General features: G+C 73.1%; 28 protein-coding genes. 15 read left to right on the top strand and 13 right to left on the bottom strand.

Annotation, left to right across the window (positions count from 1 at the left end; all coding sequences use genetic code 11):
- Nucleotides 1-12: 12 nt before the first annotated feature.
- Nucleotides 13-699, bottom strand: coding sequence for a pyridoxamine 5'-phosphate oxidase family protein (locus tag ACH5AO_RS02630; RefSeq protein ID WP_398921005.1), 687 nt, complete (start codon nucleotides 697-699; stop codon nucleotides 13-15).
- Nucleotides 700-734: 35 nt separating this feature from the next.
- On the opposite strand from ACH5AO_RS02630, the gene ACH5AO_RS02625 reads away from it, so the two are divergent.
- Nucleotides 735-2072, top strand: coding sequence for an aminotransferase class I/II-fold pyridoxal phosphate-dependent enzyme (locus ACH5AO_RS02625; protein ID WP_398921003.1), 1338 nt, complete (start codon nucleotides 735-737; stop codon nucleotides 2070-2072).
- Nucleotides 2073-2288: 216 nt separating this feature from the next.
- Here ACH5AO_RS02625 and ACH5AO_RS02620 read toward each other — a convergent pair whose 3' ends face one another.
- Nucleotides 2289-3236, bottom strand: coding sequence for a DMT family transporter (locus ACH5AO_RS02620; RefSeq protein ID WP_398921001.1), 948 nt, complete (start codon nucleotides 3234-3236; stop codon nucleotides 2289-2291).
- A gap of 75 nt (nucleotides 3237-3311) precedes the next feature.
- Here ACH5AO_RS02620 and ACH5AO_RS02615 point away from each other — a divergent pair, with 75 nt between their 5' ends.
- Entirely contained in the window at nucleotides 3312-4232 is a 921-nt protein-coding gene (locus ACH5AO_RS02615; RefSeq protein ID WP_398920999.1) for a LysR family transcriptional regulator, read from the top strand.
- Here ACH5AO_RS02615 and ACH5AO_RS02610 read toward each other — a convergent pair.
- A complete protein-coding gene (locus tag ACH5AO_RS02610; protein WP_398920997.1) occupies nucleotides 4207-4677 on the bottom strand; it encodes a pyridoxamine 5'-phosphate oxidase family protein in 471 nt (156 codons plus the stop codon). The genes ACH5AO_RS02615 and ACH5AO_RS02610 overlap by 26 nt on opposite strands.
- 41 nt (nucleotides 4678-4718) lie before the next feature.
- Complete coding sequence (locus ACH5AO_RS02605; RefSeq protein ID WP_398920995.1) at nucleotides 4719-5225, bottom strand: Rieske (2Fe-2S) protein; 507 nt, start codon at nucleotides 5223-5225, stop codon at nucleotides 4719-4721.
- 231 nt (nucleotides 5226-5456) lie between these two features.
- On the opposite strand from ACH5AO_RS02605, the gene ACH5AO_RS02600 reads away from it, so the two are divergent.
- Both ACH5AO_RS02600 and ACH5AO_RS02595 read left to right on the top strand, forming a co-directional pair.
- Nucleotides 5457-6221 (top strand): HipA family kinase, encoded by a 765-nt coding sequence (locus tag ACH5AO_RS02600; protein WP_398920993.1) that lies wholly within the window; start codon nucleotides 5457-5459, stop codon nucleotides 6219-6221.
- Nucleotides 6218-6601 carry a DUF3037 domain-containing protein gene (locus ACH5AO_RS02595; RefSeq protein ID WP_398920991.1) on the top strand — a complete coding sequence of 128 codons (384 nt, stop codon included), beginning with the start codon at nucleotides 6218-6220 and terminating at the stop codon, nucleotides 6599-6601. Before ACH5AO_RS02600 ends, ACH5AO_RS02595 begins: the two co-directional genes overlap by 4 nt.
- A gap of 107 nt (nucleotides 6602-6708) precedes the next feature.
- On the opposite strand, the gene ACH5AO_RS02590 is transcribed toward ACH5AO_RS02595, so the two are convergent.
- Nucleotides 6709-7335 carry an excalibur calcium-binding protein gene (locus ACH5AO_RS02590; RefSeq protein ID WP_398920989.1) on the bottom strand — a complete coding sequence of 209 codons (627 nt, stop codon included), beginning with the start codon at nucleotides 7333-7335 and terminating at the stop codon, nucleotides 6709-6711.
- A 292-nt stretch (nucleotides 7336-7627) separates the two neighbouring features.
- On the opposite strand from ACH5AO_RS02590, the gene fabG reads away from it, so the two are divergent.
- The 5 genes from fabG to ACH5AO_RS02565 all read left to right on the top strand — a co-directional run bounded on the left by fabG (nucleotide 7628) and on the right by ACH5AO_RS02565 (nucleotide 12456).
- Nucleotides 7628-8389, top strand: a complete 762-nt coding sequence (gene fabG, locus ACH5AO_RS02585) for a 3-oxoacyl-ACP reductase FabG (protein WP_398920987.1) — start codon at nucleotides 7628-7630, stop codon at nucleotides 8387-8389.
- Between the two features lie 13 nt (nucleotides 8390-8402).
- Nucleotides 8403-9161: an SDR family oxidoreductase gene (locus tag ACH5AO_RS02580; protein ID WP_398920985.1), complete on the top strand. Its 759-nt coding sequence runs from the start codon at nucleotides 8403-8405 to the stop codon at nucleotides 9159-9161.
- A gap of 273 nt (nucleotides 9162-9434) precedes the next feature.
- Nucleotides 9435-11027, top strand: coding sequence for an ABC transporter substrate-binding protein (locus tag ACH5AO_RS02575; protein WP_398920983.1), 1593 nt, complete (start codon nucleotides 9435-9437; stop codon nucleotides 11025-11027).
- A 90-nt stretch (nucleotides 11028-11117) separates the two neighbouring features.
- Nucleotides 11118-11801 (top strand): uracil-DNA glycosylase, encoded by a 684-nt coding sequence (locus tag ACH5AO_RS02570; RefSeq protein ID WP_398920981.1) that lies wholly within the window; start codon nucleotides 11118-11120, stop codon nucleotides 11799-11801.
- Nucleotides 11802-11937: 136 nt separating this feature from the next.
- Nucleotides 11938-12456 (top strand): hypothetical protein, encoded by a 519-nt coding sequence (locus ACH5AO_RS02565; RefSeq protein WP_398920979.1) that lies wholly within the window; start codon nucleotides 11938-11940, stop codon nucleotides 12454-12456.
- Here the strand turns inward: ACH5AO_RS02565 and ACH5AO_RS02560 are convergent.
- From ACH5AO_RS02560 to ACH5AO_RS02550, 3 genes are all read right to left on the bottom strand, one after another.
- Nucleotides 12453-12611 carry a hypothetical protein gene (locus ACH5AO_RS02560; protein WP_398920977.1) on the bottom strand — a complete coding sequence of 53 codons (159 nt, stop codon included), beginning with the start codon at nucleotides 12609-12611 and terminating at the stop codon, nucleotides 12453-12455. The genes ACH5AO_RS02565 and ACH5AO_RS02560 overlap by 4 nt on opposite strands.
- 479 nt (nucleotides 12612-13090) lie before the next feature.
- Nucleotides 13091-13603, bottom strand: coding sequence for a DinB family protein (locus ACH5AO_RS02555; RefSeq protein WP_398920975.1), 513 nt, complete (start codon nucleotides 13601-13603; stop codon nucleotides 13091-13093).
- 30 nt (nucleotides 13604-13633) lie between these two features.
- Nucleotides 13634-14236: a TetR/AcrR family transcriptional regulator gene (locus ACH5AO_RS02550; RefSeq protein ID WP_398920973.1), complete on the bottom strand. Its 603-nt coding sequence runs from the start codon at nucleotides 14234-14236 to the stop codon at nucleotides 13634-13636.
- Nucleotides 14237-14328: 92 nt separating this feature from the next.
- On the opposite strand from ACH5AO_RS02550, the gene ACH5AO_RS02545 reads away from it, so the two are divergent.
- Both ACH5AO_RS02545 and ACH5AO_RS02540 read left to right on the top strand, forming a co-directional pair.
- Entirely contained in the window at nucleotides 14329-15522 is a 1194-nt protein-coding gene (locus tag ACH5AO_RS02545; RefSeq protein ID WP_398920971.1) for an FAD-dependent monooxygenase, read from the top strand.
- Between the two features lie 13 nt (nucleotides 15523-15535).
- Nucleotides 15536-16441 (top strand): Gfo/Idh/MocA family protein, encoded by a 906-nt coding sequence (locus ACH5AO_RS02540; RefSeq protein ID WP_398920969.1) that lies wholly within the window; start codon nucleotides 15536-15538, stop codon nucleotides 16439-16441.
- Here the strand turns inward: ACH5AO_RS02540 and lnt are convergent.
- Nucleotides 16365-17930 carry an apolipoprotein N-acyltransferase gene (gene lnt / locus ACH5AO_RS02535; RefSeq protein ID WP_398920967.1) on the bottom strand — a complete coding sequence of 522 codons (1566 nt, stop codon included), beginning with the start codon at nucleotides 17928-17930 and terminating at the stop codon, nucleotides 16365-16367. The two genes, ACH5AO_RS02540 and lnt, sit on opposite strands and share 77 nt — an antisense overlap.
- Before the next feature lie 376 nt (nucleotides 17931-18306).
- On the opposite strand from lnt, the gene ACH5AO_RS02530 reads away from it, so the two are divergent.
- Together ACH5AO_RS02530 and ACH5AO_RS02525 are read left to right on the top strand one after the other, a co-directional pair.
- Complete coding sequence (locus ACH5AO_RS02530; protein ID WP_398920965.1) at nucleotides 18307-18918, top strand: DUF4291 domain-containing protein; 612 nt, start codon at nucleotides 18307-18309, stop codon at nucleotides 18916-18918.
- A gap of 45 nt (nucleotides 18919-18963) precedes the next feature.
- Entirely contained in the window at nucleotides 18964-19704 is a 741-nt protein-coding gene (locus ACH5AO_RS02525; protein ID WP_398920963.1) for an SDR family NAD(P)-dependent oxidoreductase, read from the top strand.
- Between the two features lie 25 nt (nucleotides 19705-19729).
- On the opposite strand, the gene ACH5AO_RS02520 is transcribed toward ACH5AO_RS02525, so the two are convergent.
- The 3 genes from ACH5AO_RS02520 to ACH5AO_RS02510 form a co-directional block, all read right to left on the bottom strand.
- Nucleotides 19730-19909, bottom strand: coding sequence for a hypothetical protein (locus tag ACH5AO_RS02520; RefSeq protein ID WP_398920961.1), 180 nt, complete (start codon nucleotides 19907-19909; stop codon nucleotides 19730-19732).
- A gap of 136 nt (nucleotides 19910-20045) precedes the next feature.
- Complete coding sequence (locus ACH5AO_RS02515) at nucleotides 20046-20921, bottom strand: undecaprenyl-diphosphate phosphatase (protein ID WP_398920959.1); 876 nt, start codon at nucleotides 20919-20921, stop codon at nucleotides 20046-20048.
- 169 nt (nucleotides 20922-21090) lie between these two features.
- Nucleotides 21091-21561, bottom strand: a complete 471-nt coding sequence (locus ACH5AO_RS02510) for a winged helix-turn-helix transcriptional regulator (protein WP_398920957.1) — start codon at nucleotides 21559-21561, stop codon at nucleotides 21091-21093.
- A gap of 115 nt (nucleotides 21562-21676) precedes the next feature.
- Between ACH5AO_RS02510 and ACH5AO_RS02505 the strand changes: the two genes are divergently transcribed.
- Nucleotides 21677-22846: a thiolase family protein gene (locus ACH5AO_RS02505; RefSeq protein ID WP_398920955.1), complete on the top strand. Its 1170-nt coding sequence runs from the start codon at nucleotides 21677-21679 to the stop codon at nucleotides 22844-22846.
- A 16-nt stretch (nucleotides 22847-22862) separates the two neighbouring features.
- On the opposite strand, the gene ACH5AO_RS02500 is transcribed toward ACH5AO_RS02505, so the two are convergent.
- Nucleotides 22863-23639 carry a TVP38/TMEM64 family protein gene (locus ACH5AO_RS02500; RefSeq protein WP_398920954.1) on the bottom strand — a complete coding sequence of 259 codons (777 nt, stop codon included), beginning with the start codon at nucleotides 23637-23639 and terminating at the stop codon, nucleotides 22863-22865.
- Nucleotides 23640-23688: 49 nt separating this feature from the next.
- On the opposite strand from ACH5AO_RS02500, the gene ACH5AO_RS02495 reads away from it, so the two are divergent.
- Nucleotides 23689-24417 carry a DNA alkylation repair protein gene (locus ACH5AO_RS02495; RefSeq protein ID WP_398920952.1) on the top strand — a complete coding sequence of 243 codons (729 nt, stop codon included), beginning with the start codon at nucleotides 23689-23691 and terminating at the stop codon, nucleotides 24415-24417.
- Nucleotides 24418-24637: the final 220 nt, after the last annotated feature.

The raw sequence follows: 24637 nt of genomic DNA, 5'->3' as shown, positions 1-24637 counted from the left end.
CCCGGGCGCGGATCAGCGTCCCGGGGACGTCAGGTAGCCGGGCAGTTCGGTGCCGGGGGCCAGGTGCGGGTCGGCGAGCGGGGGGCCGTAGCCCTTGCGCAGCGGGACGACGCCGGCCCAGTGGGGCAGGGCGAGGTCCTCGGGCTCGTCGTTGACGCCGCCGGTGCGGAGCTTGGCGGAGACCTCGTCCAGGTCGAGGCGGATCACCGCGGTGGCGGCCAGCTCCTTCCTGTTCGCAGGGCGGGAGTCGGCGGCGCGGCCCGGTACGACGTGGTCGACCAGGGCGTCGAGGGCCCGCCGCTTCTCCTCGGGGTCGGTGACGTCGCGCGCCGTGCCGTGCACCACCACGGAGCGGTAGTTGATCGAGTGGTGGAAGGCCGAGCGGGCCAGCACCAGCCCGTCGACGTGGGTGACGGTCAGGCAGACCGGGAGCCCGGGGTCGGCCTGGCCCGCCGCGCGCAGCGGGCGCGAGCCGGTCGAACCGTGCACGTAGAGACGCTCGCCGACCCGGCCGTACAACGTGGGCAGCACCACCGGGGCGCCGTCCCGGACGAAGCCGAGATGGCAGACGTAGCCCTCGTCGAGTATCGCGTGCACCAGCTCCTTGTCGTACGCGGCACGGTGGGGGGAGCGGGTGGGGACGGTGCGCTCGGTGGGCGGGTAGGTGGCGGAGGGCTGCTGCTGCCGGGTCCCCTGCATGGCGTTCTCCATTGCACTAGTGCATAATCGAGTTTGTGCTAGGAGAGTATCGGATCAGTGGGCGGCGCGCAGCGGAGATTTCCGCGAGCATCGAGCGCGCGGTGGGGGAGGGGGCGCTGGAGCCGGGTGAACCGCTGCCTCCCCTGCGGGAGTTGGCGGAGCGGCTCGGGGTGAACCCGAACACCGTCGCCGCCGCGTACCGGACCCTGCGCGAGCGCGGGGTGATCGAGACCGCGGGCCGGCGGGGGAGCCGGGTGCGGTCCAAGCCGGCCACCACCGCGCGTGAACTCATCCGGGTGGAGGTCCCGCCGGGCGTGCGGAACCTGTCCGAGGGCAACCCGGACCCGGCGCTGCTGCCCGCGCTGGCCGGGGCGTTCGCGGCGGCGGCCGGGGAGGGCGAGCGGGAGCCGGTGCTGTACGGGCACGCGCCCGTGGAGCCCGAACTGGCGCGGCTGGCGCGGGCCGGGCTGGACGCCGACGGCGTTCCCGACGGGCCCGTCGCGGTCACCTCGGGCGCGCTGGACGCGATGGAGCGGGTGCTCACGGCGCACCTCAGGCCCGGGGACGCGGTCGCGGTGGAGGATCCGGGGTGGGGGAGCCTGCTGGACCTGGTCCCGGCGCTGGGGCTGAGGACCGTCCCCGTGGGGGTCGACGACGAGGGCCCGCTGCCCGATGACGTACGGAGGGCACTGGCGGGCGGGGCGCGGGCCCTGATCGTCACGGACCGGGCGCAGAACCCGACCGGCGCCGCGCTGAGCGCCGCACGCGCGCGTGCCCTGCGCGCGGTGCTCGCCGGCCACCCGGAGACGCTGCTCGTCGAGGACGACCACGGGCACCACATCGTCGACCTGCCGCTGCACGCCTTGGCGGGCACGATCCGCAGCTGGGCCTTCGTGCGCTCGGCGGCCAAGGCCTACGGACCCGACCTGCGGCTCGCGGTGCTCACCGGGGACGCGGTCACCCTCGACCGGGTGCGCGGACGGCAGCGGCTCGGGCCGGGCTGGGTCAGCAGGATCGTCCAGCGCGCGGTGGTGCGGCTGTGGAGCGAGGGCGCGGTGGACCCGGCGGCCGTGGCCGCGCGGTACGGGCGGCGCCGGGAGGCGCTGATCGGGGAGCTGGCCCGGCGCGGGGTCGCCGCGCGCGGGCGCAGCGGCATGAACGTGTGGGTGCCGGTCCCCGACGAGACCGGCGCGGTCGCCCGCCTGCTGCACGCGGGCTGGGCGGTGGCGCCCGGCGCCCGCTTCCGGATGAGCGCGGAGCCGGGGATCCGGATCACGGTCTCGACGCTCGGCGAGGAGGAGATCGGGCCGCTGGCCGAGGCGATCACCGAGGCGATCGGTCCGGCCGGGGGGCCAGGGCGGACGTATGCCTGAGGTGGGTGTCCAGGGGCGGGCCGCCCGCGGTCGGCTGCGTCGGTGGTGAGCTCCGGAGGGCGGGCCGGGCGGGGGTGCTCGCGCGGTCCGGCGTTTGCGGGGGGCCTCCCCTGCTCCCGGCTCCGCTCGAGCGAGGGACCCCATCGTCCCGGGGGCGCCTCCCAGGCCTTTGAGGCACCGAGGGAGGCACCACTGCCCGCGGCGACGGGGTGGGGGCTACGCGGGCTTCCTCGGTCTCACCTGGGTGAGGGCCGCGCCCGCCAGGACGATCGCCGCGCCCACCGGTGTCGACCAGGTCAGGGTCTCGCCGAGGAGGGCGATGCCGGCCGCGGCGGCGATCACCGGGACGAAGTAGGTGACCATCTGGCCGGTCGTCGGGCCGACCTCGGCGACCAGGCCGTACTGGATGAGCACGGCCAGACCCGTGCCCAGCGTGCCCAGCGCGGCGATCGCCAGCAGCGGGCCGACGGCGAACCTGGTCGGCAGTGTGGTGAACAGCGGCGTGACGACGGCCAGTTGGACCGTGGCCAGCAGCAACTGGCCGCCGGTCAGGGAGAGGTTCGAGTGGCTGCTGCCCGCCAGGGTGCGGCGGACGTAGATCCAGCCGACGGGGTAGCTCAGCGAGGCCAGCAGGGCCAGCGTCGTGCCGCGGGCGTCCAGGCCCTCGAAGCCCTGCCAGGCGCCCAGCACGGTCAGCACCCCGAGGAAGCCGAGGCCGAGCCCCGCCACCCGCACCCGGGTCGGCCGGTCCTCGGACAGCGCCACCAGTGACAGGGCCATGCCCCACAGCGGCGAGGTCGCGTTGCAGATGCCGGCCAGCGTGGACGGGATGGTCAGTTCCGCGAAGGCGAACAGCGAGAACGGCAGGGCGTTCAGCAGGAACCCGGCGACCGCGAGGTGACCCCAGGTGCGCGCACCGCGCGGCAGCCCCTCCCGCCGCACCGCCATCGCCACCGCCAGGACGGCGGTACCGAAGGCCAGTCGGCCGAAGGTGACCTGGAAGGGGGCGTAGCCCTGGGTGCCGACCTTGATGAGGAGGAAGCTGAACCCCCAGATCAGGGAGAGCGCGCCGAAACGCAGCCGCCAGTCCAGGCGGGGTCGGACGGGTTCCGGGGCGGGGCCGGCCGGGGCCGGTGCGGTGGTGGTCGCGGTGACGCTGCTCATGGACGCAACGATGCGGGGCATCCATCTCGTAGCACAATCGAGATTTCGCACCCGGTATCTCGTAGCATCGCTTACATGTTGAAGCTGGAGCACCTGCGCACCCTCGACGCACTCGCCCGGCACGGCTCGGTCAGCGGCGCGGCCGAGGAACTGCACATCACGACCTCGGCCGTCTCGCAGCAGATGTCCAAGCTGGAGCGCGAGGTCGGTCAGCAACTGCTGGCCAAGAACGGGCGGGGCGTCCGGTTCACGGACGCGGGCCGACTGCTCGCCGAGCACGCGGCGCGCATCCTCTCCCAGGTCGAACTGGCCCAGTCCGACCTGGAGGCGCAGCCTGGACAGGTCGCCGGTGAGCTGCGGGTCGCGGCGTTCCCGACCGCCGCGCGGAGGCTGTTCCCGGTGGCCCTGCGGGACCTGCGTGAGCGGCACCCCGCGCTGCGCGTGTGCTCCCGCGAGCAGGAGCCGGAGCAGAGCATCCGGGGAGTGGCGCGCGGGGACCTCGACCTCGCGGTGGTGCTCGACTGGTACAACAAGCCGATGCCGCTGCCCGACGGCCTGGTCAAGGCGCCCCTGCTGGACGACCCGGTCGATGTGGCGCTCCCGGCCGGCCACCGGTTCGCCGGCCGCGACGAGGTGGACCTCGCCGACTTCGCCGAGGACGAGTGGATCACCTGGGGCGAGGGCGAGTTCTGCCACGAGTGGCTGATGTTCACCCTGCGCTCCAAGGGCATCGAGCCGGTCATCGGCCACCGCGCCGCCGAGAGCCACACCCAGCTCGGCCTGGTCGCGGCGGGGCTCGGCGTCTGCATCGCCCCGCTGCTGGGCCGCGACCCGCTGCCCGACGGGGTGGTGACCGTCCCGCTCCGGCAGCGCGTACGGCGGCACGTCTTCGTCGTCTGGCGCGCGGACGCCGACCGCCGCCCGTCGATCCGGGCGGCGGTGCGGGCGCTGCGGGCGGCGGCGGAGAGCCCTACGGCAGTGTCGGCAGCTTCCTGAAGTCCCAGGACACGATCTTCTCCGGGGTCAGGCGCAGCCAGGCGTGCCGCCCGTCGTGGGGCATCTCGTCCAGGCCGAAGTTCTTGCGGGCGAACAGCGTTTCCGGAACGTCGAGTTCCGCGCGCAGTTCGCCGGTGCGCGGGATCTCGCCCACGAACTCCACCCGCCCGGACAGCTCCGCGCCGCGCAACTCGTCGTACTCCTCGCCCGTGTCGACCACGACCGCCACCCGCGGATCCCGCCGCAGATCCGCCCAGCGCCTGCTGCGCACCACGGAGTACAGCCACAGCGAGGTGCCGTCCCAGGCGAACCAGAGCGTGCTGACGTGCGGTGCTCCGTCCGCGGACACGGTGGCGACCCGGCAGGTGCGCTGGACGGTGAGGAAGTCGTCCAGCTCACCGGGCGTCATCATGATCTTCCGGCCCCGGCGCTGCGTGGCGGTCATACGGCCCCTTCGTCTCTCGTGTCGTGCCCGGTGCCGACGGCTCAGGCGAGGGTGATCGAGTCCCCGCTCACCGTGATCTCCACGGCGGGCAGCGGCTTGGTCGCCGGGCCGCTCTGCACACTGCCGTCGCTGATGGAGAAGTTGCTGTTGTGGCAGGGGCAGTTGATGACCCCGTCGGCGACGCTCTTCACCGCGCACCCCTGGTGGGTGCAGGTCGCCGAGAACGCCTTGAACTCGCCCGCCGTCGGCTGGGTGACGACCACCTTACGGTCGGCGAAGACCTTTCCGCCGCCCTCGGGGATGTCGGCGGTCGCGGCGAGCGGGTCGGCACCGGCGCCGGCGTTCTCGCCGCCGCCCGAACCCCCGCCGCTCGTGCCGCCGCCGTCCGACGAGGCGCCGGTGGAGCCGGAGTCCGCGGAGGAGCCCGACGCGTCGTCGTCGGAGCCCCCGCACGCGGTCAGCGCGACGGCGAGGCCCGCCGTTCCGGCCGCCGCCACGACGGTTCGACGGGCGGGTCCCGATGCGGACTTGAGCGATGCGCTGGTCATGCCGGTGTGTTCCTTCCGGGGAGGATGCGTGATCTGCGGAGAGGTACGGTCGGCGGGCCCACGCCGTTCATGCGGTACCGAGAGCTTGGCCTGTGCGCGGTCGGGCGGGCGTAAACCACGGCTGTCGTTTCGCTGTCGGGCCCCGGCCCGTGGCCGCGCCCTCCCGCACGGGTCGCCGCCGACCGCACGGGCCGCCTCCGACATACGGTGACGCGCCAGTAGCCTGGGGCGATGCTCAAGGAAGTCATCGCGACCCGGTTCATCGCGCCGCTGCGCGAGGGCGGCTCGCTGCCGGCACTGATCGAGGCGGACGATCTCGGCACCTACGTCCTCAAGTTCACCGGTGCCGGACAGGGCCGCAAGACGCTGGTCGCCGAGGTCGTCTGCGGGGAACTCGCCCGTCGGCTGGGACTGAGGGTGCCCCGCCTGGTCACCGTCGAACTCGACCCCGTGCTGGGGCTCGGCGAGCCCGAGCAGGAGGTGCAGCGGTTGCTGAAGTCCAGCGGCGGCACCAACCTCGGCATGGACTTCCTCTCCGGCGCCCTCGGCTTCGATCCGCTCGCCTTCGAGGTGGGTCCCGAGGAGGCCGGGCGGATCGTCTGGTTCGATGCGCTGGTGAACAACGTCGACCGCTCCTGGCGCAACCCCAACATGCTCCGGTGGCGCGGCGACCTGTGGCTCATCGACCACGGCGCGACCATGATCTGGCATCACAACTGGCCCGGCGCCACGGCCTCCGCAGCCCGCCCCTACGACGCCTCCGACCACGCTCTGAAGTCCTGCGCGCCGGACATCGAGTCCGCCGCGGCCCAGCTCGCGCCGCGGGTCACCGAGGAACTGCTCGCCGAGGTCACCGCGGAGATCCCCGACCTCTGGCTGACCGGCGAGCCGGGCTTCGACACCCCGGACGAGCTCCGGTCGGCCTACGCGCGGCCGCTGATCGCCCGCGCGGCCACCGTCCACCAGCACATCCACGGCCTCGAGGGGGACCAGTGAGCGACCGGCACGTCTTCGAGTACGCGCTGCTGCGGGTCGTGCCGCGCGTCGAACGCGGTGAGTGCGTCAACGCCGGGGTGCTCGTGTACTGCCGCCCCAAGTCGTTCGTCGCGGCCCGCACCCACCTCGACGAGGCGCGGCTGCTGGCCCTCGACCCGGAGGCCGACCTGCCCGGCGTCCGGGCCGCGCTGCGTGCCGTCGAGGGCGTCTGCGCGGGTGGGGACGCGGCCGGGCAGGCGGCCGGGGACGACGCCGGGCGGCGCTTCCGCTGGCTGATCGCGCCCCGGTCCACCATCGTCCAGCCCGGTCCCGTGCACACCGGGCTCACCGCCGATCCGGCGGCGGAAGCGGAACGGCTGCTCGAGCTGCTCGTGCGCTGACCGGGGCGGTGGGCCACCGCGGGTGGTGCGTGACCGCGGGTGGTGCGTGGCCGCTCCGCCGCGCACGCGCGACCGGCCGACGGCCACCCGCGGTGGCCCACCGCCCGTCAGCTCCGACGGCGTCTCACCAGGTGTCCGGCCGCGAGCGCGGCGCCCGTCACGAACGTCGCGCCGACGCCCAGGTCCCAGCCGCTCGGTCCGGACTCCGACGAGCCGCCCAGCCCGCCCCGCACCCCGCGCGTCGGCGCGACGGCTGCGGGAGTCGTGGGTGCGGAGGGTGTTGCGGTGGGTGTTGCGGTGGGGGGCGCGGGCGCGGACCGCGTCGTCGGCGCGGTGGTGGGGGTCACGGTCCGGGTGGGCGAAACGGTCGTCGGCAATGGTGACCGGGTGGGCGAAACAGTCGTCGGCAGCGGTGACCGGGTGGGCGAAACGGTCGCCGGTGACGCTGACCGGGTGGGCGAAACGGCCGTCGGTGCCGGGGCGGAGGGGACGGGCCGGAAGGTGGACGAGGTGAGACCGCGCCGGGGCAACGCCTCGCAGGCCACTCCGTCGTCCGGACCCGGGTCCTCGTCGAGCCGGTGCGGATCGCTCCGGTCCGTTTCGAAGAAGGTCTGTGCGTCCTCCTGATAGGTGAAGTCGCCGCAGTCCAGGTCCTGGGCGTGGGCGGGGTCGGCCAACGGCACGATCGCGGCGAGCGCGATCAGTGTGCCCATGGCACCGGTGCGACGGCGCATGGAACGCCTCCTTTCCGGCCGCGGGTGGCTCGCGTCTCGACGCTAGGGGCCGCCCGGCGCGAGGGCGCGCAGCGCTGGGCCGATCGGGTGCTCCGCGCGGATACCGGGCGCGTCCCGGCCACGGCGGGCGGAAGAGGGCCGCCGCGCGGGGAATGGATCACACACGCGCGGTGTGCCGTTGACACCGGGTGCCAGTGCTTCTAGCGTCACGTCTGCTGAAGGTACTAAGCGGTCGCTCACCGATCCCGGTCCGACCGCAGGAGCCGCATCCCAAGCGCGAGGAGAAGCAGCAATGTCCACCACTGAGCAGCGGGTCGCGGTCGTCACCGGCGCCGCGCGCGGCATCGGCGCCGCCACCGCCGTACGCCTGGCCGCCGAGGGCCGCGCGGTCGCCGTGATCGACCTCGACGAGGCCGCCTGCAAGGACACCGTCGAGAAGATCACCGCCGCCGGCGGCAAGGCGATCGCGGTCGGCTGCGACGTCTCCGACGAGGCGCAGGTCGAGGCCGCCGTCGCGCGCGTCGCCGAGGAGCTCGGCGCGCCGACCGTCCTGGTCAACAACGCGGGCGTGCTGCGCGACAACCTGCTGTTCAAGATGAGCGTCTCCGACTGGGACACCGTCATGAACGTGCACCTGCGCGGCGCGTTCCTGATGTCGAGGGCCTGTCAGAAGCACATGGTGGACGCCGGGTTCGGCCGGATCGTCAACCTGTCGTCCTCCTCCGCGCTCGGCAACCGCGGCCAGGTCAACTACTCGGCGGCCAAGGCCGGCCTGCAGGGCTTCACCAAGACCCTCGCCAAGGAGCTCGGCAAGTTCGGCGTGACCGCCAACGCCGTCGCCCCCGGCTTCATCGCCACGGAGATGACCAAGGCCACCGCCGACCGCGTCGGCATGGGCTTCGAGGAATTCAAGGCCGCCGCCGCCACCCAGATCCCGGTCGCCCGCGTCGGTGAGCCCGAGGACATCGCCAACGCCATCGCCTTCTTCACCGGCGAGGCGGCCGGTTTCGTCTCCGGCCAGGTGCTGTACGTCGCCGGCGGACCGCTCGACTAGGAAGACCGGGAACATGACTGCTGTGGAACTCTCGGGCAAGGTCGCCCTGATCACCGGTGCCAGCCGCGGCATCGGCTACGGCGTCGCCGAGGCGCTGGTCGCGCGCGGCGACCGGGTCTGCATCACCGGCCGGGGCGAGGACGCCCTCAAGGAGGCCGTCGACAAGCTCGGCGCCGACCGTGCCGTTTACGTCGCCGGCAAGGCGCACGACGAGGCCCACCAGGCCGTCGCCGTCGAGCGTGCGATGGAGGCCTTCGGCCGGATCGACTACCTGGTCAACAACGCCGGTACCAACCCGGTGTTCGGGCCGATCGCCGATCTCGACCTGAACGTGGCGCGCAAGGTGTTCGAGACCAACGTGATCTCGGCGCTCGGCTTCGCGCAGAAGACCTGGCACGCCTGGCAGAAGGACAACGGCGGCGCGATCGTCAACATCGCCTCCGTCGCGGGCATCGCGCCCTCGCCGTTCATCGCCGCCTACGGCGTCAGCAAGGCCGCGCTGATCAACCTGACCCAGCAGCTGGCGCACGAGTTCGCGCCCGGGGTGCGGGTCAACGCCATCGCCCCGGCCGTGGTGAAGACCAAGTTCGCGCAGGCGCTGTACGAGGGCCGGGAGGCGGAGGCCGCCGCCGGCTATCCGCTGGGCCGGCTCGGCGTGCCCTCCGACATCGGCGGCGCCGCCGCCTTCCTCACCTCGGACCAGTCGGACTGGATCACCGGCCAGACCCTGGTCGTCGACGGCGGCATCTTCCTCAACGCCGGCGTCGCCTGAACCCGTACCTCCCGCGCGGTGCGGCACGTGCGCCGCGCGGGAGGGTTCCACGCCCCGCGCGGGTGACGCGCGTGCCCGCGCGGGACCCCTGTCCGACGGTCCGGCACGGGCGTCCGTCGACGAGAACGGCGCCCGCGCCGGCGCGCCGGGATCGCGACGGTGCGTGACAACGTAGTCATCGGAGAGTTGATCTCAAGGGCCGTACAGAGGGGGGTCAACGGGGCGAACACTGCGGTATGGTCTGCCGACTCTTGGGACGGCAGATCGAGGAGCATGCGCGTGTTCAACCGGAACCGATGCCTGCGACGGGTGGCGGCCATCGCGTCCATATCGTCCTTGGTGGCCGGATGCGGCGTCCTGTCGTCGGACACCTCGGACGACGGGGGACCCATCGTCGTGGGAACCACCAGCTCGCCCAGCACGCTGGATCCCGCCGCCTCCTGGGACAGCTCCTGGGAGCTGTTCCGCAACATCTACCAGACCCTGCTGAGCTATCCGGTCGGCGCGAGCACCCCGCAGCCGGACGCCGCCAGGAGCTGCGAGTTCTCCGACGCCTCCCACCAGGTGTTCCGCTGCGAGCTGCGCGAGGGGCTGACGTTCTCCGACGGCAGCCCCCTCGACGCCGCGGCCGTCAAGCACTCCATCGACCGGATCCGGGAGATCGACGTCAACGGCGGTCCGGCAGGTCTGCTGGGCAGCCTCGAACGGGTGCAGGCGCCCAGCGAGCGCGAGGTCGTTTTTTACCTCAACAAGCCGGACGCCACCTTCCCGTTCGTGCTGGCCACCCCGGCGATGTCCATCGTCGCCCCCGACGCCTACCCGGCCGACGCCCTGCGCGAGGACGACGGCGTCGTCGGCTCGGGCCCCTACACCCTCCGGTCGTACGAGGAGGGCGAGGAGGCCGAACTCGTCCGCAACGACCGCTACGAGGGCTTCGCCGAGCACCGGAACGACGCGGTGACCATCCGCTACTTCCAGAACTCGGGCACCATGGTCAAGGCGCTGCGGGACGACCGGATCGACCTGACCTACCGCGGTCTGGCGGCGGGCGACATCATCGATCTCCAGGGCGAGACCTCCAAGGAGGAGGAGCTCCAGCTGATCGACGGCACCGGGACGGACATCAACTACCTGGTGTTCAACCCGAAGGACCCGTGGGCCGGCAAGAAGGAGGTGCGGCAGGCCGTCGCCCAGGTCGTCGACCGCGCGGCGATCGCGCACAAGGTCTACAAGGACACCGTCGACCCGCTGTACTCCATGGTCCCCAAGGGCCTGACCGGGCACACCACCGGTTTCTTCGACGACTACGGCGAGCCCAGCGCGGCCAAGGCCCGGCGGATCCTCACCGGGGCGGGCATCACCGAGCCGGTCCCGCTGACCCTCTGGTACACCACGGACCGCTACGGCTCCGAGACCGCGCTGGAGTTCAAGGAGCTCGAGCGCCAGCTGGAGGCGTCGAAGCTGTTCGACGTCACGCTCAGGAGCCGCCCCTGGAAGACGTACGTCGAGGGTTACCAGAAGGGCGAGTACCCGGTGTTCGGGCGCGGCTGGTTCCCCGACTTCCCGGACGCGGACAACTTCATCGCCCCCTTCGTGGGCAAGCAGAACGCGCTCGGCACGCCCTACGAGGTGACCGAGATCACGGCCGAGCTGCTGCCCAGCTCCCGCCGGGAGAGCGACCGCGGCAACGTGGTGAAGCAGTTCGAGGAGGCCCAGCGGATCCTCGTCGACGACGCGCGGCTGCTGCCGCTGTGGCAGGGACGGGCGTACGTGGCGGCGAGCCGGGACATCTCGGGCGCGGAGCGGGCGCTGGACCCGTCCACGATCATGACGATGTGGGAGCTCTCCCGGAAGACGAGCTGGTAGAGCCGGACGCGACCGTTCGCCGGGCGGGTTGTCAGTGGTCGCCTGTAGGTTCTGTGGTCTGGAAGCGACCGCACACGTAAGGACATTGACGTGACCGACATCGCCATGCTGCCCGAGTCCTGGCGCGGGGTTCTGGGCGACGAGCTGCAGCGGCCCTACTTCAAGGAGCTGACCGAGTTCGTCGAGGAGGAGCGGGCGAACGGTCCGGTCTACCCGCCCCGCGAGGAGGTCTTCGCGGCGCTGGAGGCCACGCCGTACGACAAGGTGAAGGTCCTGGTCCTCGGCCAGGACCCCTACCACGGCGAGGGGCAGGGGCACGGCCTGTGCTTCTCCGTCCGCCCGGGCGTGAGGATCCCCCCGTCCCTGCGCAACATCTACAAGGAGATGCACGCCGAACTGGGCACGCCGATCCCGGACAACGGCTACCTGATGCCGTGGGCCGAGCAGGGCGTGCTGCTGCTCAACGCGGTGCTCACGGTCCGCGCCGGTGAGGCCAACTCGCACAAGGGCAAGGGCTGGGAGCAGTTCACCGACGCGGTGATCCGCGCGGTGGCGGACCGCCCCGACCCGGCGGTCTTCGTGCTGTGGGGCAACTACGCGCAGAAGAAGCTGCCGCTGATCGACCAGAGCCGGCACGTGGTGGTCAAGGGGGCGCACCCCTCGCCGCTGTCCGCGAAGAAGTTCTTCGGGTCCCGGCCGTTCACGCAGATCAACGAGGCGGTGGCCGCGCAGGGCCACGAGCCGATCGACTGGACGATCCCGGACCTGGGCTGACACCGCCCCGCCGGGTGCGGGCCGCTCCGTCGGCCCCGCATCCGGCCCGCTCGGGATACCACGGAGCGGCTTGTCCGGTATTGCCCCGGCCTGCGGCTAGCGTCGGGGGCGACAGACGGCGAGCGGTGCGGAGGGCATGGTGGCGGAGCGACAGGAGCGGGCGGCACCGGACGCCGTGCTCACACGGATCGGTCAGGTCGTGATGCTGCACCACGCGGGGGACCGCGAGGAGGCCCGGCACCGGCTGCTCGGCCTGTGGGCGGAGATCGGCGAGCACGGGGACCCGCTGCACCGCTGCACCCTGGCCCACTACCTCGCCGACACACAGGACGACCCCGAGGACGAACTGGCCTGGGACCTGCGGGCGCTGACGGCGGCCGAGGAGGTCGCGGACGACCGCGTCGACGCGTACGAGGGTTCCCCCGCCGTGCGCGCGCTCTACCCGTCCCTGCAGCTGAACCTGGCCGCCGACTACGCCCGCCTCGGCCGCCCCGACGCCGCCCGCACCCATCTCCACCGGGCCCGGGGCGCGGCCCGCACCCTGGCCGACGACCGCTACGGCGAGGGCGTGCGGGCCGCCATCCGGCGGCTGGAGATCCGGCTGGACGAGGACGGGACGCCCGGGGGCCGGCTGCCGCCGGGGTCGCGTTCCTAGGACCGGCGTCCGTGCGCGCTCCGGTCGGTTCGGCCTCCGTACGCCTCCTCGCAGATGGTCGCCTCCGGGCTGTCCGGGCGCCAGCCGCCGTACTGCCTGCCCAGCGCGCACACGTCCGGTGCGCCGGGGGTGCCACGGCGCGTCGGCTCCGCCACGTCGGGGAGGTCCGTCGCGGGAGGCCGCGGCCGACGGCTCCCGCCGGTTCTCGGGCGCGTGGGCCGGACCTGCCCGCTCCGGTCGCCGGACGGTGTCTCCCGCTCCGGGGTGGCCCGGGGAGCGGCACGGTGCGACGGGGGCGCGGGCGTCTTCGAGGGCTGGGACGGGCCGATCATCTCCAGGGCCTCGCGCGCCGGTGCCTGCACGAGCTCCGTCTCGTTCCCCCCGACCGGACGTGGCTCCGTCCCCCGCGACGGTGCCGTCGCCGGTCCGGGCGCGAGGGGACGGTGGACCGTCACGCAGCCCGAGAGGGCCGAGACAGCCACGGTCACCAGAAGCGCTGCTGTGGTCGTCGTTCGATGCACCCGCGCCACTCTGCTGGCTCCGGCCGCCCGGGGGAGGCCGGACCGGCACAGCATGCCCCGCACGGGTGATCTCCCGCCCCGTACGGGGGCTTTCGGATGTCCCGCGGGTGACGTCAGTCGCCGGTGGCGCCGTCGATGCGCTCGCGGAGCAGATCGGCGTGGCCGTTGTGACGCGCGTACTCCTCGATCATGTGGGTGTAGATCCAACGCAGGGTGTACGGATCCTCGCTGAACCGGTGGCGGCCCCGGGACGGATCGTCGAGGGCGAAGCCGGCCGCGTTGCGCCGGGCGGCGCCTATCTCGGACTGCCAGGTCGCGTACGCCTCCTGCCAGGTGTCCGCCTCGGTCGGATGGAACTCGCCGTCCCGGTCGGCCTCGCTGTAGTACAGGGGGCCGGCGTCCTCGCCCGCGAGCACCCTGCGGAACCAGCTTCGCTCCACCTCCGACATGTGCCGTACCAGGCCCATCAGGGACAGCTCCGAGGGTGGCACCGACGCGGTGCGCAGTTGCTCGTCGGTCAGTCCTTCGCACTTCTGGGCGAGGGTGCCGCGGTGGTAGTCGAGCCACCCCTCCAGCATGGTGCGTTCGTCGGCGTCGACGGCGGGTTCACTGCGTTCGGTCGTCATGCCGCCATCCTTGCCCGGCGTGAGCTTCCTTCACCAGGGCTTTTCGGTGCCGAGCATTCCCGCCAGCAGTTCCCCGAGGTCCGCGCGCACCTCCGCGAGGCTCGGTACGCGTGCGCTGAAGGAACCGGCCACGCAGGAGAACATCAGGCCGTCCGCCCAGGCGATCAGCGACAGGGAATGACGGTCGGGGTCCGTCGAGCCCAGCCCGGTGACGAGGGCGGTCAGCTGATCGCGGAAGCGGGCGCCGGCCGCGTCGAAGTGCGCCCGCAGCTCGGGGCGGCGGGTGGCCTCCAGGGCCAGCTCGTAGCGGGCGATCGTCAGCGCCCGGTTACGGGTCAGCGCGCGGTGCGTGGCCAGCGCCAGGGCGTCCACCAGTGAGCCGGCGCCGGCCCGTGGGTCGGGCATCTCGTGCAGTGCGAGGACCCGCGCCTCCCGCTCGGCGAGCCGCCGTACCGCCAGATCGAGGAGTGCCTGACGGGTGCGCGCCAGGTTCGAGGTGGACCCCTGGGGGAGTCCGGCTGCCTCGTCGACCGCCCGGTGGGTGAGGCCGCGCATCCCGCGTTCGGCGAGCAGGGCGAGGGCGGTGTCGGCGACGAGATCGGCACGGGCGGCGCCTGCGGTGCGTACGGACATGGAGGTCAAACTACCCACCTCACTACAGGTGTAGTACGTTGGAGTCCTGCGTTCACTACAGATGTAGTCCAGGTGGGGTGCGAGGAGGAGTCATGACGCGGATCGAGCGGGCGGTCGTCATCGGCGGAGGGATCGGCGGCCTGACCGCGGCGGCCGCCCTGCACCGGCGCGGTGTGCGCGTGACGGTGCTGGAGCGGGCCGGCTCGCTGGAACCGGTCGGCGCGGCCATCTCCCTGGCCCCCAACGCGCTGCGCGGCCTCGACGTGATCGGCCTCGGTGACGACATCCGCGCCCTGTCCGCCTGGCAGGGCGACGGAGGGCTGCGCGCGCCGGGCGGACGGTGGCTGTCCCGTACCAGCGCCGCCGCGGCGGCCGAGCGCTTCGGCGGCCCCCTCGTCCTGCTGCACCGCGCCACCCTCGTCGGCCGCCTGGCCGCACTGCTCCCACCGGACGCCGTCCGCACGGCCACCGACGCCCGCCTCCTCGACCCCGGTGTCCCCGGCGACCCCGGCAGGCCGGCCCGCGTCGGCACCCCCGACGGCGAACTGGAGGCCGACCTCGTGGTGGCCGCCGACGGCATCCACTCCGCCGTACGCCGCGTGCTGTTCCCCGGCCACCCCGGGCCCGTGTACGCCGGGTTCACCACCTGGCGGATGGTGATCCCGCTGCCCGGCGCGGAGTTCGCCTCCCACGAGACCTGGGGCCGGGGCCGCATCTGGGGCACGCATCCGCTCAAGGACGGCCGAATCTACGCCTACGCCGCCGCCGTGGCCCCCGCCGGAGAGCACGCCCCCGACGACGAGCGGGCCGAACTGCTGCGGCTCTACGGCGACTGGCACACCCCGATCCCCGAGGTACTGGCCGCCACCCGCCCCGAGGACGTACTCCGTCACGACGTCCACCACATCGCCGAGCCGCTGCCCACCCACCATCACGGCCGGGTGGCCCTGGTCGGCGACGCCGCGCACGCCATGCCACCGACCCTGGGCCAGGGCGGCAACCAGGCCATCGAGGACGCGATCACCCTCGCCCACCACGCCGGTGACCTGCCCGCCTACACCGCGGCCCGGCTGCCCCGCACCACCCGGATCGCCCGCCGGGCCGTGAGGGTGGCCCGCTTCAACCTGATGACCGACCGCGTCGGCGTCGCCGTACGCGACCAGGCGGTCGCCGCGTTGTCGAAGGCCGGACCGGCCCTGCTCCTGCGCGGCTTCGACTCGATCGCCGACTGGCGGCCGCCGCGGCAGCCGTATGCTTCGCAGCACACCACGCAAGGCAAGGGCTAGAGGAGAACACCCCGTGAAGGTCGGCTGCATCGGACTCGGTGACATCGCGCAGAAGGCCTACCTCCCGGTGCTCGCCCACCAGCCCGGAGTGGAACTGCACCTGCAGACCCGCACCCCCGCGACCCTCGACCGGGTCGCCGACGGCCTCCACCTCCCGCCCGCGCGGCGCCACGCGGACCTCGCCTCCCTGATCGCCCAGGACCTCGACGCGGCCTTCGTGCACGCGCCCACCGAGGTCCACCCCGAGATCGTGACCCGGCTCCTGGAGGCGGGCGTGCCGACGTACGTCGACAAGCCGCTCGCCTACGAACTCGCCGACTCCGAGCGGCTGGTGGCGCTCGCCGAGGAACGGGGCACGAGCCTCGCCGTCGGCTTCAACCGGCGCTTCGCCCCCGGCTACGTCCAGTGCGCCGACCACCCGCGCGAGCTGATCCTCATGCAGAAGAACCGCGTCGGACTGCCCGAGGACCCCCGCACGATGATCCTCGACGACTTCATCCACGTCGTCGACACCCTGCGCTTCCTGGTGCCCGGCACGGTCGACGACGTGACCGTGCGCGCCCGCACCGAGAACGGGCTGCTGCACCACGTGGTGCTCCAGCTCTCCGGGGACGGCTTCACCGCGCTCGGCGTGATGAACCGGCTCAGCGGCTCGGCCGAGGAGATCCTCGAGGTCTCCGGGCAGGACACCAAGCGTCAGGTGGTCAACCTCGCCGAGGTGATCGACCACAAGGGACAGCCCACCGTGCGCCGGCGCGGCGACTGGGTCCCGGTGTCGCGGCAGCGCGGCATCGAGCAGGCGGTGCTCGCCTTCCTGGACGCGGTCCGCGCGGGCGAGGTGCTCAGCGCCCGGGACGCGCTGGCGACCCATGAGCTGTGCGAGCGGGTGGTGCGAGCGGTCCACGAGCGCCCCGCCTGACCCGCAGCGCCTCGGCGACGCCCCAGACCACGAGGATCACGGGAGCCCCGTACAGCGCCCAGTCGCCGAAGCGGACGTAGGGCGTGGTGCCGTGCGCCAGCGGAACCTCGTACACCCGCGCGGCGGCGGTGTCCGTGCCGAGCCGCGGGCCGACGGGCTCCCCGCCCGGCCCGTACACCGCGGAGACGCCCGTCAGGGTCGCGTGCACCATCGGGCGGCCGGTCTCGGCGGCCCGCAGCGCGCCGAGCGAGGCGTGCTGCGCGGGCGCCCAGCTCTGCTGGAACGTCGACGTGGAGGACTGGGCGAGCAGCACCTCGGCGCCGTCCTCGGCGAGGTGCCGGCTCATGTCGGGGAACGCGGACTCGAAACACACCATCGGGCCGATCCGCAGCCCGTTCCCCGCGTCCATCACCACCTGCTCGGAGCCCTGCCGGCGGTCCTCGCCGGCCGCCTCGCCGACGGAGGTCGCCCAGCCCAGCAGGGAGCGGGCCGGGACGTACTCGCCGAACGGGACCAGCCGCATCTTGTCGTACCGGTCGCCGGTCGGGCCGTCCGGGCCGATCAGTACCGAGCTCTTGTAGATGCCGGGCTTGTCCGACCGCCGGGCGTCCACGTTGACCAGGAGTCCGGCGCCCGTATCGCGGGCCAGCGCGGCCAGCCGCCGCGCGAGGTCGGGCCGGGCCCCGAGGTCGAAGCCGACGCTGCTCTCACCCCAGACGACCAGGTCCACGTCCTGCCCGGCGAGCTCGCGGGTGAGCCGTTCCTCGAGGTCGAAACGCCGGTCCGCGCTGTCGGGCCCGGCGACGACACCCGGCTGCACGAGGGCGATCCGCACCCGGTCGTCGGTGCCGGGCCGGGGCGAGAACACCCAGGCGGCGGAGGCGACGGCGGCCGCGGCGACGAGCCCGGCCAGGGCGGGCACCCGGGCCCGCCGGACCGCGACCAGCACGGCCACGGCGACGTTCAGGGCCACCACCAGGAAACTGAGCAGCCACACTCCTCCGACCGACGCCAGCCGCAGCGCGGCCCCCACCTGCCACTGGCTCGCGCCGAGCACGCCCCAGGGGCCACCGAGCCCCTGCCAGGAGCGGACGAGTTCGACCGCCAGCCACCCCGACGGCAGCACGACGAGCGCGGCCGCGACCCGCCCGCGCGACGGCACCCCGCCGAGCAGCCGCCGCACCAGCCACCCCCACGGCGCCCACAGCGCGCCCAGCAGGGCGGCGATGACGAACGTGAACACGTGCAGATTGGGCAGCAGCCAGTGGTGCATGGCCAGCATGAAGCCGAATCCGCCCCACCAGCCGTCGAGGGCCGCCCGTCTCCCCGTGGGAGCGGTACGGGCCAGCAGCACCCACGGGACCAGGGCGACGTAGGCGAACCACCACAGGGACGGGGCGGGAAAGGCCAGGACGGGCAGGGCGCCCACGACCGCGGCGACGGTCGAGCGCCGCCAGGGGGAGGTGGGCCAGTGGCCGAGCGTCTTCATAGGCGGCTCCCTACCCCGTGGTGCCTCCAGTGTGCGTCCCCCCGGTGATCCGGTACAGCGCGCTCGGGGCTCGGCCGGTCACAGGAGCCGCCCGCCGGTCGGGCGGCGCCACTTCTCCCGTACGACCACCTCGCTCAGCCGTCAGCCGTCGTCCGCGCGCGGCATCGCGAAGGCGCCGTCCTGCCCGGCGCGGCCCGCCGGCCACGGCCACCGCGTACTCGGTGACGAGCCCGTCCACGGCCGGCCGGTTCCCCACGGTCGTGAGCTCCGCCCGCTGCGTCATCGGCTCGGTGTCGGCCATGGGACGTGCGTGGCCAAGGGGCGTGCGCGGATATTCACTGGCCTTCGCCCTGTCGCGCGGCCGAGGCTGTACACCGTGAACGATCAGCCGACCGAACAGCACCCGAGATTCGAGGTGCGCGCCCGCCACACCGGGTCCACCCTCACCGTCTACCAGGCTTACCGCCCGAAGATAGGCCACGCGGCGGCACGCCACGGCCGCTTCCCGGCGTCGTGGAGCAGGGAGCGCATGACGTGGATCAAGCCGTCGTTCCTGTGGATGATGTACCGCTGCGGATGGGGCACGAAGAAGGACCAGGAGACCGTGCTGGCCGTGGAGATCAGCCGGGAGGGGTTCGTGTGGGCGCTGCGGAACGCGTGTCTGTCGCACTACGTGCCCGCCCTGCACGGCGACGGCGGCACCTGGAAGCGGGAGCTGCGGAAGGCACCCGCGCGGGTGCAGTGGGATCCGGAACGGGATCTGCGTCTCGACCCGTTGCCGTATCGCTCGCTCCAGCTGGGGCTCGCCGGGGAGGCGGCCGCGCGGTACGCGGACGAGTGGATCGTGGGCATCGAGGACGTGACACCGCTCGCCACGGAGATCCATGCCCTGGTGCGGGAGGGGGAGCTCGACCGTGCGGCCGGGCTGCTGCCCGAGGAGCGTCCTTACCCCCTCGACGACGAGGTGCTCGCGCATCTGCGAGCCTGAGGATCCCCGTCCCGCGCTCTTCGCGCTCTTCGCCTGGAGGTACTCATGAAGCGTCTCGTCACGGTGGTCACCGGCGGCGGCCGGGGGATCGGTGCCGCGACCTGTCTGCGGCTCGCGGCGGAGGGGCACGACGTGGCGGTGAACTACGTCCGGGACTCCGCGGCCGCCGAGGACGTGGCGGAGAGGGTGCGGGCGGCCGGGGCGCGGGCCGTGACCGTGCGCGCGGACACGGCCGTCGAGGCGGACGTCGAGCGGCTCTTCGAGGTGGCGGAGCGGGAGCTCGGACCGGTGACGGGGCTGGTGAACAACGCGGCGGTCACCGGGCCGCTGGGGCGGTTCACCGAGGTCGGGACGGACATCCTGCGACGGGTCGTCGACGTCAACCTCATGGGGACGCTGCTGTGCGCGCGGCGGGCGGCGCAGCTCATGACGCCCCGGGGCGAAGGCGTGATCGTGAACGTCTCCTCGGGGGCCGCCACCCTGGGCAGCCCCGGCGAGTACGTCCACTACGCGGCGACCAAGGCCGCCGTCGACACCCTCACCCTCGGTCTGGCCAAGGAGCTGGGTCCGGACGGCGTCCGCGTCAACGCGGTCGCTCCGGGACTGATCGACACGGAGATGCACGCCGCGATGGGGGCTCCGGACCGCGCCCGGGAGATGGCCGGGAGCATCCCGCTGCGGCGGGCGGGGCGGGCCGAGGAGATCGCGGCGGCCGTGGCGTGGCTGATGTCGCCGGACGCCTCGTACACCACGGGGACGGTGCTGAGAGTGGCGGGCGGGCGCTGAGCCGCACCGCGAGGGCGGGGGAGTGTCAGGCCGCCTTGACGACGCGGCCGCGGATTGCCGCCGCCCACTCGACCACCAGCAGTTCGTACTGCTCGCGCTCCTGGGCGGACAGGTACCCGCCCGCGCGTAGCCACAGCGCGCGGATCTGCTCGTTGACCTCGGCGGCGGACCGCGCGGAACCAGGGGTCACTAAATCGGGGGACATGCGGACAAGCCTAGGGCCATGGACTGACAGCGCGCTACCGGACGGCTACGCGCACCGTATGTCTTCGGTCACGTGCTCGGGTCACGTTCGTTCCCCGGGGCCGCGCTCCCGCCCCGGGGCCGCGTCTGTGCCGGGGTCAGCCCGCCGACTCCGCCGCGTGCGGGCTGAGGTGGCCCATGGCGACCAGCGCGATGATGACGACGCCGAGCGCGATGCGGTACCAGACGAACGGCATGAAGCTCTTGGTCGAGATGAACTTCATGAACCAGGCGATCACCGCGTACCCGACGGCGAAGGCGATCACCGTCGCGAAGAGCGTCGGCCCCCAGGAGACGTGCCCGCCCTCCGCGGCGTCCTTCAGCTCGAACGCGCCGGAGGCCAGCACCGCGGGGACGGCGAGCAGGAAGGAGTAGCGAGCCGCGGCCTCGCGCCGGTAGCCCATGAACAGACCGCCGCTGATGGTGGCGCCGGAGCGGGAGACGCCCGGGATGAGCGCCATGGCCTGGCAGACGCCGTAGATCAGGCCGTCCTTGACGTTCAGGTCCTTGAGTTCCTTGCGTTCCTTGGCCACGCGGTGCCGGCCGCCGCTCTCGCTCCGTGCCGCGAGGCGGTCGGCGACGCCGAGCACGATGCCCATGCCGATCAGCATCGCCGCGGTGAGCCGCAGGTCACGGAACGGGCCCTCGATCTGCTCCTTGAGCGTCACCCCGAGCACACCGATCGGGATGGAGCCCACGATGACGAGCCAGCCCATGCGCGCGTCCTGGTCGCGGCGCATCTCCTTGTTCGTCAGGGAGCGGGCCCAGGCCGACAGGATCCGCCCGATGTCCTTGCGGAAGTAGATCAGGACCGCGGTCTCCGTGCCGATCTGGGTGATCGCGGTGAAGGCCGCGCCCGGGTCCTCCCAGCCGGAGAAGGCCGCGGTCAGCCGCAGGTGCGCGCTGGAGGAGACGGGCAGGAACTCGGTCAGCCCCTGGACGAGTCCGAGGATGAGTGATTCGAACCAAGACATGAGGTAGCGGAGTCCAAGTGCCGATCGTGGGACGGGCGACGGAGCGCACCGCGCCGCCGTGGGCGGTGATCGATGATCAGGTGCGCCGAGGGGGAAGCGTAGCGCCCCAAGATGACAGCCCCGACACAGGGGCTTCACGGCACGGGCGCCCTCGGCGGGACGTGGTGGCTCAGGCCGTCGTCGGACCGCCCACCGTCCAGCCAGGTGCCTGCGGATGCGAGGTCAGGTCCTCGTGGCGCGCCTCGTCGCCGCAGGCCCGGCAGGTGACGACCGGGACGAACTCGTTGCCGCAGACGTGCTCGAGCACCATGGGCAGGTCGCCGTCCTGGTGCAGATGGCGGTCGCCCCACTCCTTGAGGGTCAGCAGGACGGGCTCCAGTTCCAGTCCCGCCGGGGTGGGCCGGTACTCGAAGCGCCGCGGGCGCTCGCTGTAGGGGTGCTTGGCGAGGATCCCGGCGTCGACCAGCCGCCGCAGCCGGGTGGCCAGGACGTCGCGCGGAGCGCCGATGTTGCGCACCAGCTGGTCGAAGCGGCCGTTGCCGAGACACACCTCGCGCAGGACGAGCAGGGAGTACTTCTCGCCGACCAGCGCGAGCGTGTCGGCGATCGAGCAGGGGCGCGGGTCTTTGGAGGCGGCCATACGGCCGAGTCTAGAGGAGGGTTTGTTTTTCCAACTCACAGAGCTATGGTGAGTTCGGATTTCCTACTCACTGGTACGTCGCCCTGAACAGGTCCCGGCCGAGGAGGCCCGCCCCATGCGTGACGCAGTCGTCGTCGAAGCCGTACGCACCCCCATCGGCAAGGGCAAGCCGCAGGGCGCCCTCGCCCACGTCCACCCCGTCGAACTCCTCGCCCACACCCTGCGCACCCTCGTCGAACGCTCCGGCGTGGACCCCGCGCTGATCGACGACGTCATCGGCGGCACCGTCGACCAGGTCGGCGAACAGGCCATGAACACCACCCGCTACGCCGTCCTCTCCGCCGGCCTGCCCGAATCCGTCCCGGCCACCACCGTGGACCGCCAGTGCGGCTCCTCCCAGCAGGCCGTGCACTTCGCGGCGCAAGGGGTCATGTCCGGTGCGTACGACCTCGTCGTCGCCTGCGGCGTGGAGTCCATGAGCCGGGTGCCGATGTGGTCCAACGTGCCCGCCGGCAAGGACCCCTTCGGCCCCGGAGTCGCCGCGCGCTACCCGGAGGGGCTCGTCCCGCAGGGCATCAGCGCCGAACTCATCGCCGCCAAGTGGTCGATCGGCCGCGAGCGGATGGACGCCTTCGCCGTCTCCTCGCACCGCAAGGCCGCCGCGGCCTGGGACGCCGGACTGTTCGACGCCGAGGTCGCACCGCTCGACGGCGTCACCCGCGACGAGTGCGTACGGCCGGACAGCACCACCGAGACCCTGGCCGGCCTGCGGCCCGCCTACCACGACCCGGTCTTCGCCGAGCGCTTCCCGCAGATCGAGTGGAACGTCACCGCGGGCAACGCCAGCCCCGTCAACGACGGCGCCTCCGCCGTGCTCATCACGTCGAGCGGGACCGCCGCCCGCCTCGGCCTGCGCCCCCTCGCCCGGCTGCACAGCTTCGCCGTCACCGGATCCGACCCGCTGCTGATGCTCACCGGCGTCGTCCCGGCCACCGAGAAGGTGCTGCGCCGCGCCTCCCTGTCGCTCGACGACATCGACCTGTTCGAGGTCAACGAGGCGTTCGCCGGTGTGGTCCTGGCCTGGCAGCAGGAGACCGGCGCCGACCTGTCCCGGGTCAACGTGCACGGCGGCGCCCTCGCCCTCGGCCACCCGCTCGGCGCCAGCGGCACCCGGCTGACCACGACCCTGGTCCACGCGATGCGCGAACGCGGCGCCCGCTACGCCCTGCAGACCATGTGCGAGGCCGGCGGACTCGCCAACGCGATGATCCTGGAGCGGGTCTGACGCACCGCCGGCCGGCTCACCGCCCGCGCAGCCGGTGCCGCTTGCGCCACGCCACCACCGCGCCCGCGAGACCCGGTACGGCGATGCAGGCCAGCGCGATCAGGAAGGCCGGGGACGTCGGCGTCGACGCGCGGGCGCCGGCCACCACGTAGGCGGCGGTGTTCGGGACCGACCCGAGCGCCGTCGCCAGCAGGAACGGCAGCAGGCCCATGCGGGAGACCGCGGCGCAGTAGTTCGAGGCGGCGAACGGGATGCCCGGGAACAGCCGGGCCGCCAGCATCGAGCGGAAGCCGTGCCGGCTGAGCTGGTCGTCCGCGGCCTTCAGCCAGCGTCCGCGCAGCAGCGGACGGAGCGCCTCCTGGCCGAGCGCCCGCCCCAGGCAGAAGGCCAGCCCGGCGCCCAGCACCGTGCCGCCCAGCGCCGCGCCCAGGCCGAGCTGGGAGCCGAACAGCGCGCCCGCGGCGAGGTTCAGCAGCGGGCGCGGCACGAACGCCACCGTGCACACCCCGTAGACCACCGCGTACGCCACGACCGCGGCGGCCCCGCCGAGCTGTGCGGGCCAGCCGTCGGTCAGCAGCCGCTGCGGCTCGAACGCGAGCACCAGCGACGCGGCGGTGAGGAGCAGGGCGACCAGCAGGGACAGCCGTGACCACGGCGACAGCAGGATTCCGGCGCAGCGGGCGGCGAATCCCGTGGCGCGGGCCGGCGGGAGCGGTACGGAGAGGTCCGTGGCGGTGGCCCGGGGAGAGGCCGTGGCGGCGGTGCCCCCAGAGCGGGTGGTGGCATCGAGCATCCGGTGACACTAACCGACAAATATGTGTGATCGCCGTAGTGTTCGTCTCATGCGCGTCACAGAGGACGGTACGGCGGCACCACGGGTGTCGGACAGTCCGCTCGCCGACACGGTGCTGGAGCGGCTCACCGCCACGTACGGGCCGGCGGCCGACCCGGAACGGGCCGTGGCGATGCGCGCCTACATGAAGGACGTCGCCCCCTTCCTCGGCCTGACCACCCCGGTCCGCCGCGCCCTGTCCCGCACCGTCGTAGAGGGGCTGCCCCGCCCCGGCGAGGCCGACTGCGCGGCCGTCGCCCTGCGCTGCTGGGAGCTGCCCGAGCGCGAGTACCAGTACTTCGCCGTGGACTACCTGCGCCGCCACGTACGGCACTGCTCCTCCGGCTTCCTGCCCGTCGCCCGGCACCTCGTCACCACGGTCCCCTGGTGGGACACCGTCGACCTGCTCGCCGCGCACGTCGTCGGGGCGCTGGTCGCCGCCGACCGGAGCCTGGCCGCCGAGATGGACGAGTGGATCGGCGACGACGACCTGTGGCTCGCCCGCACCGCCCTGCTCCACCAACTGCGGTACAAGGAGCGCACCGATGCCGCGCGCCTCTTTGATTACTGCCTGCGCCGGTCGGGCCATCCGGACTTCTTCGTCCGCAAGGCCATCGGCTGGTGCCTGCGCGAGTACGCCAAGACCGACCCGGACGCCGTACGGGCCTTCCTGGCGCGCGAGCAGGGACGGTTCGCGCCGCTGTCGGTACGGGAGGCGCTGAAGAGCATCGGCGCGTAGGGGCGGCGCGGAAAACCATTCGACGCGGGGCGGGTCGTCGGCGAGGATCGACAGCATGTTCCGGTACGCCTTCCACCTCGCAGCGTCCGCGGTCGCGGATGCCCCGAAGGCTGCCGTTCCCACCTTCCTCGCCGCAGTCGACGGCGCCCGAAGCTGACCCTCCCCGGATCGCCCGGCGGACCCCCCAGGGGGAGGGTCGGCCAGGTTCCCGGGGTCCCCG

Source organism: Streptomyces sp. NPDC018964, from assembly GCF_044390325.1.
In the GTDB taxonomy this organism is placed as follows: Bacteria; Actinomycetota; Actinomycetes; order Streptomycetales; family Streptomycetaceae; genus Streptomyces.
Note: the sequence above shows the minus strand (reverse complement) of the source record. Positions and strands in the feature narration are given on the sequence as shown.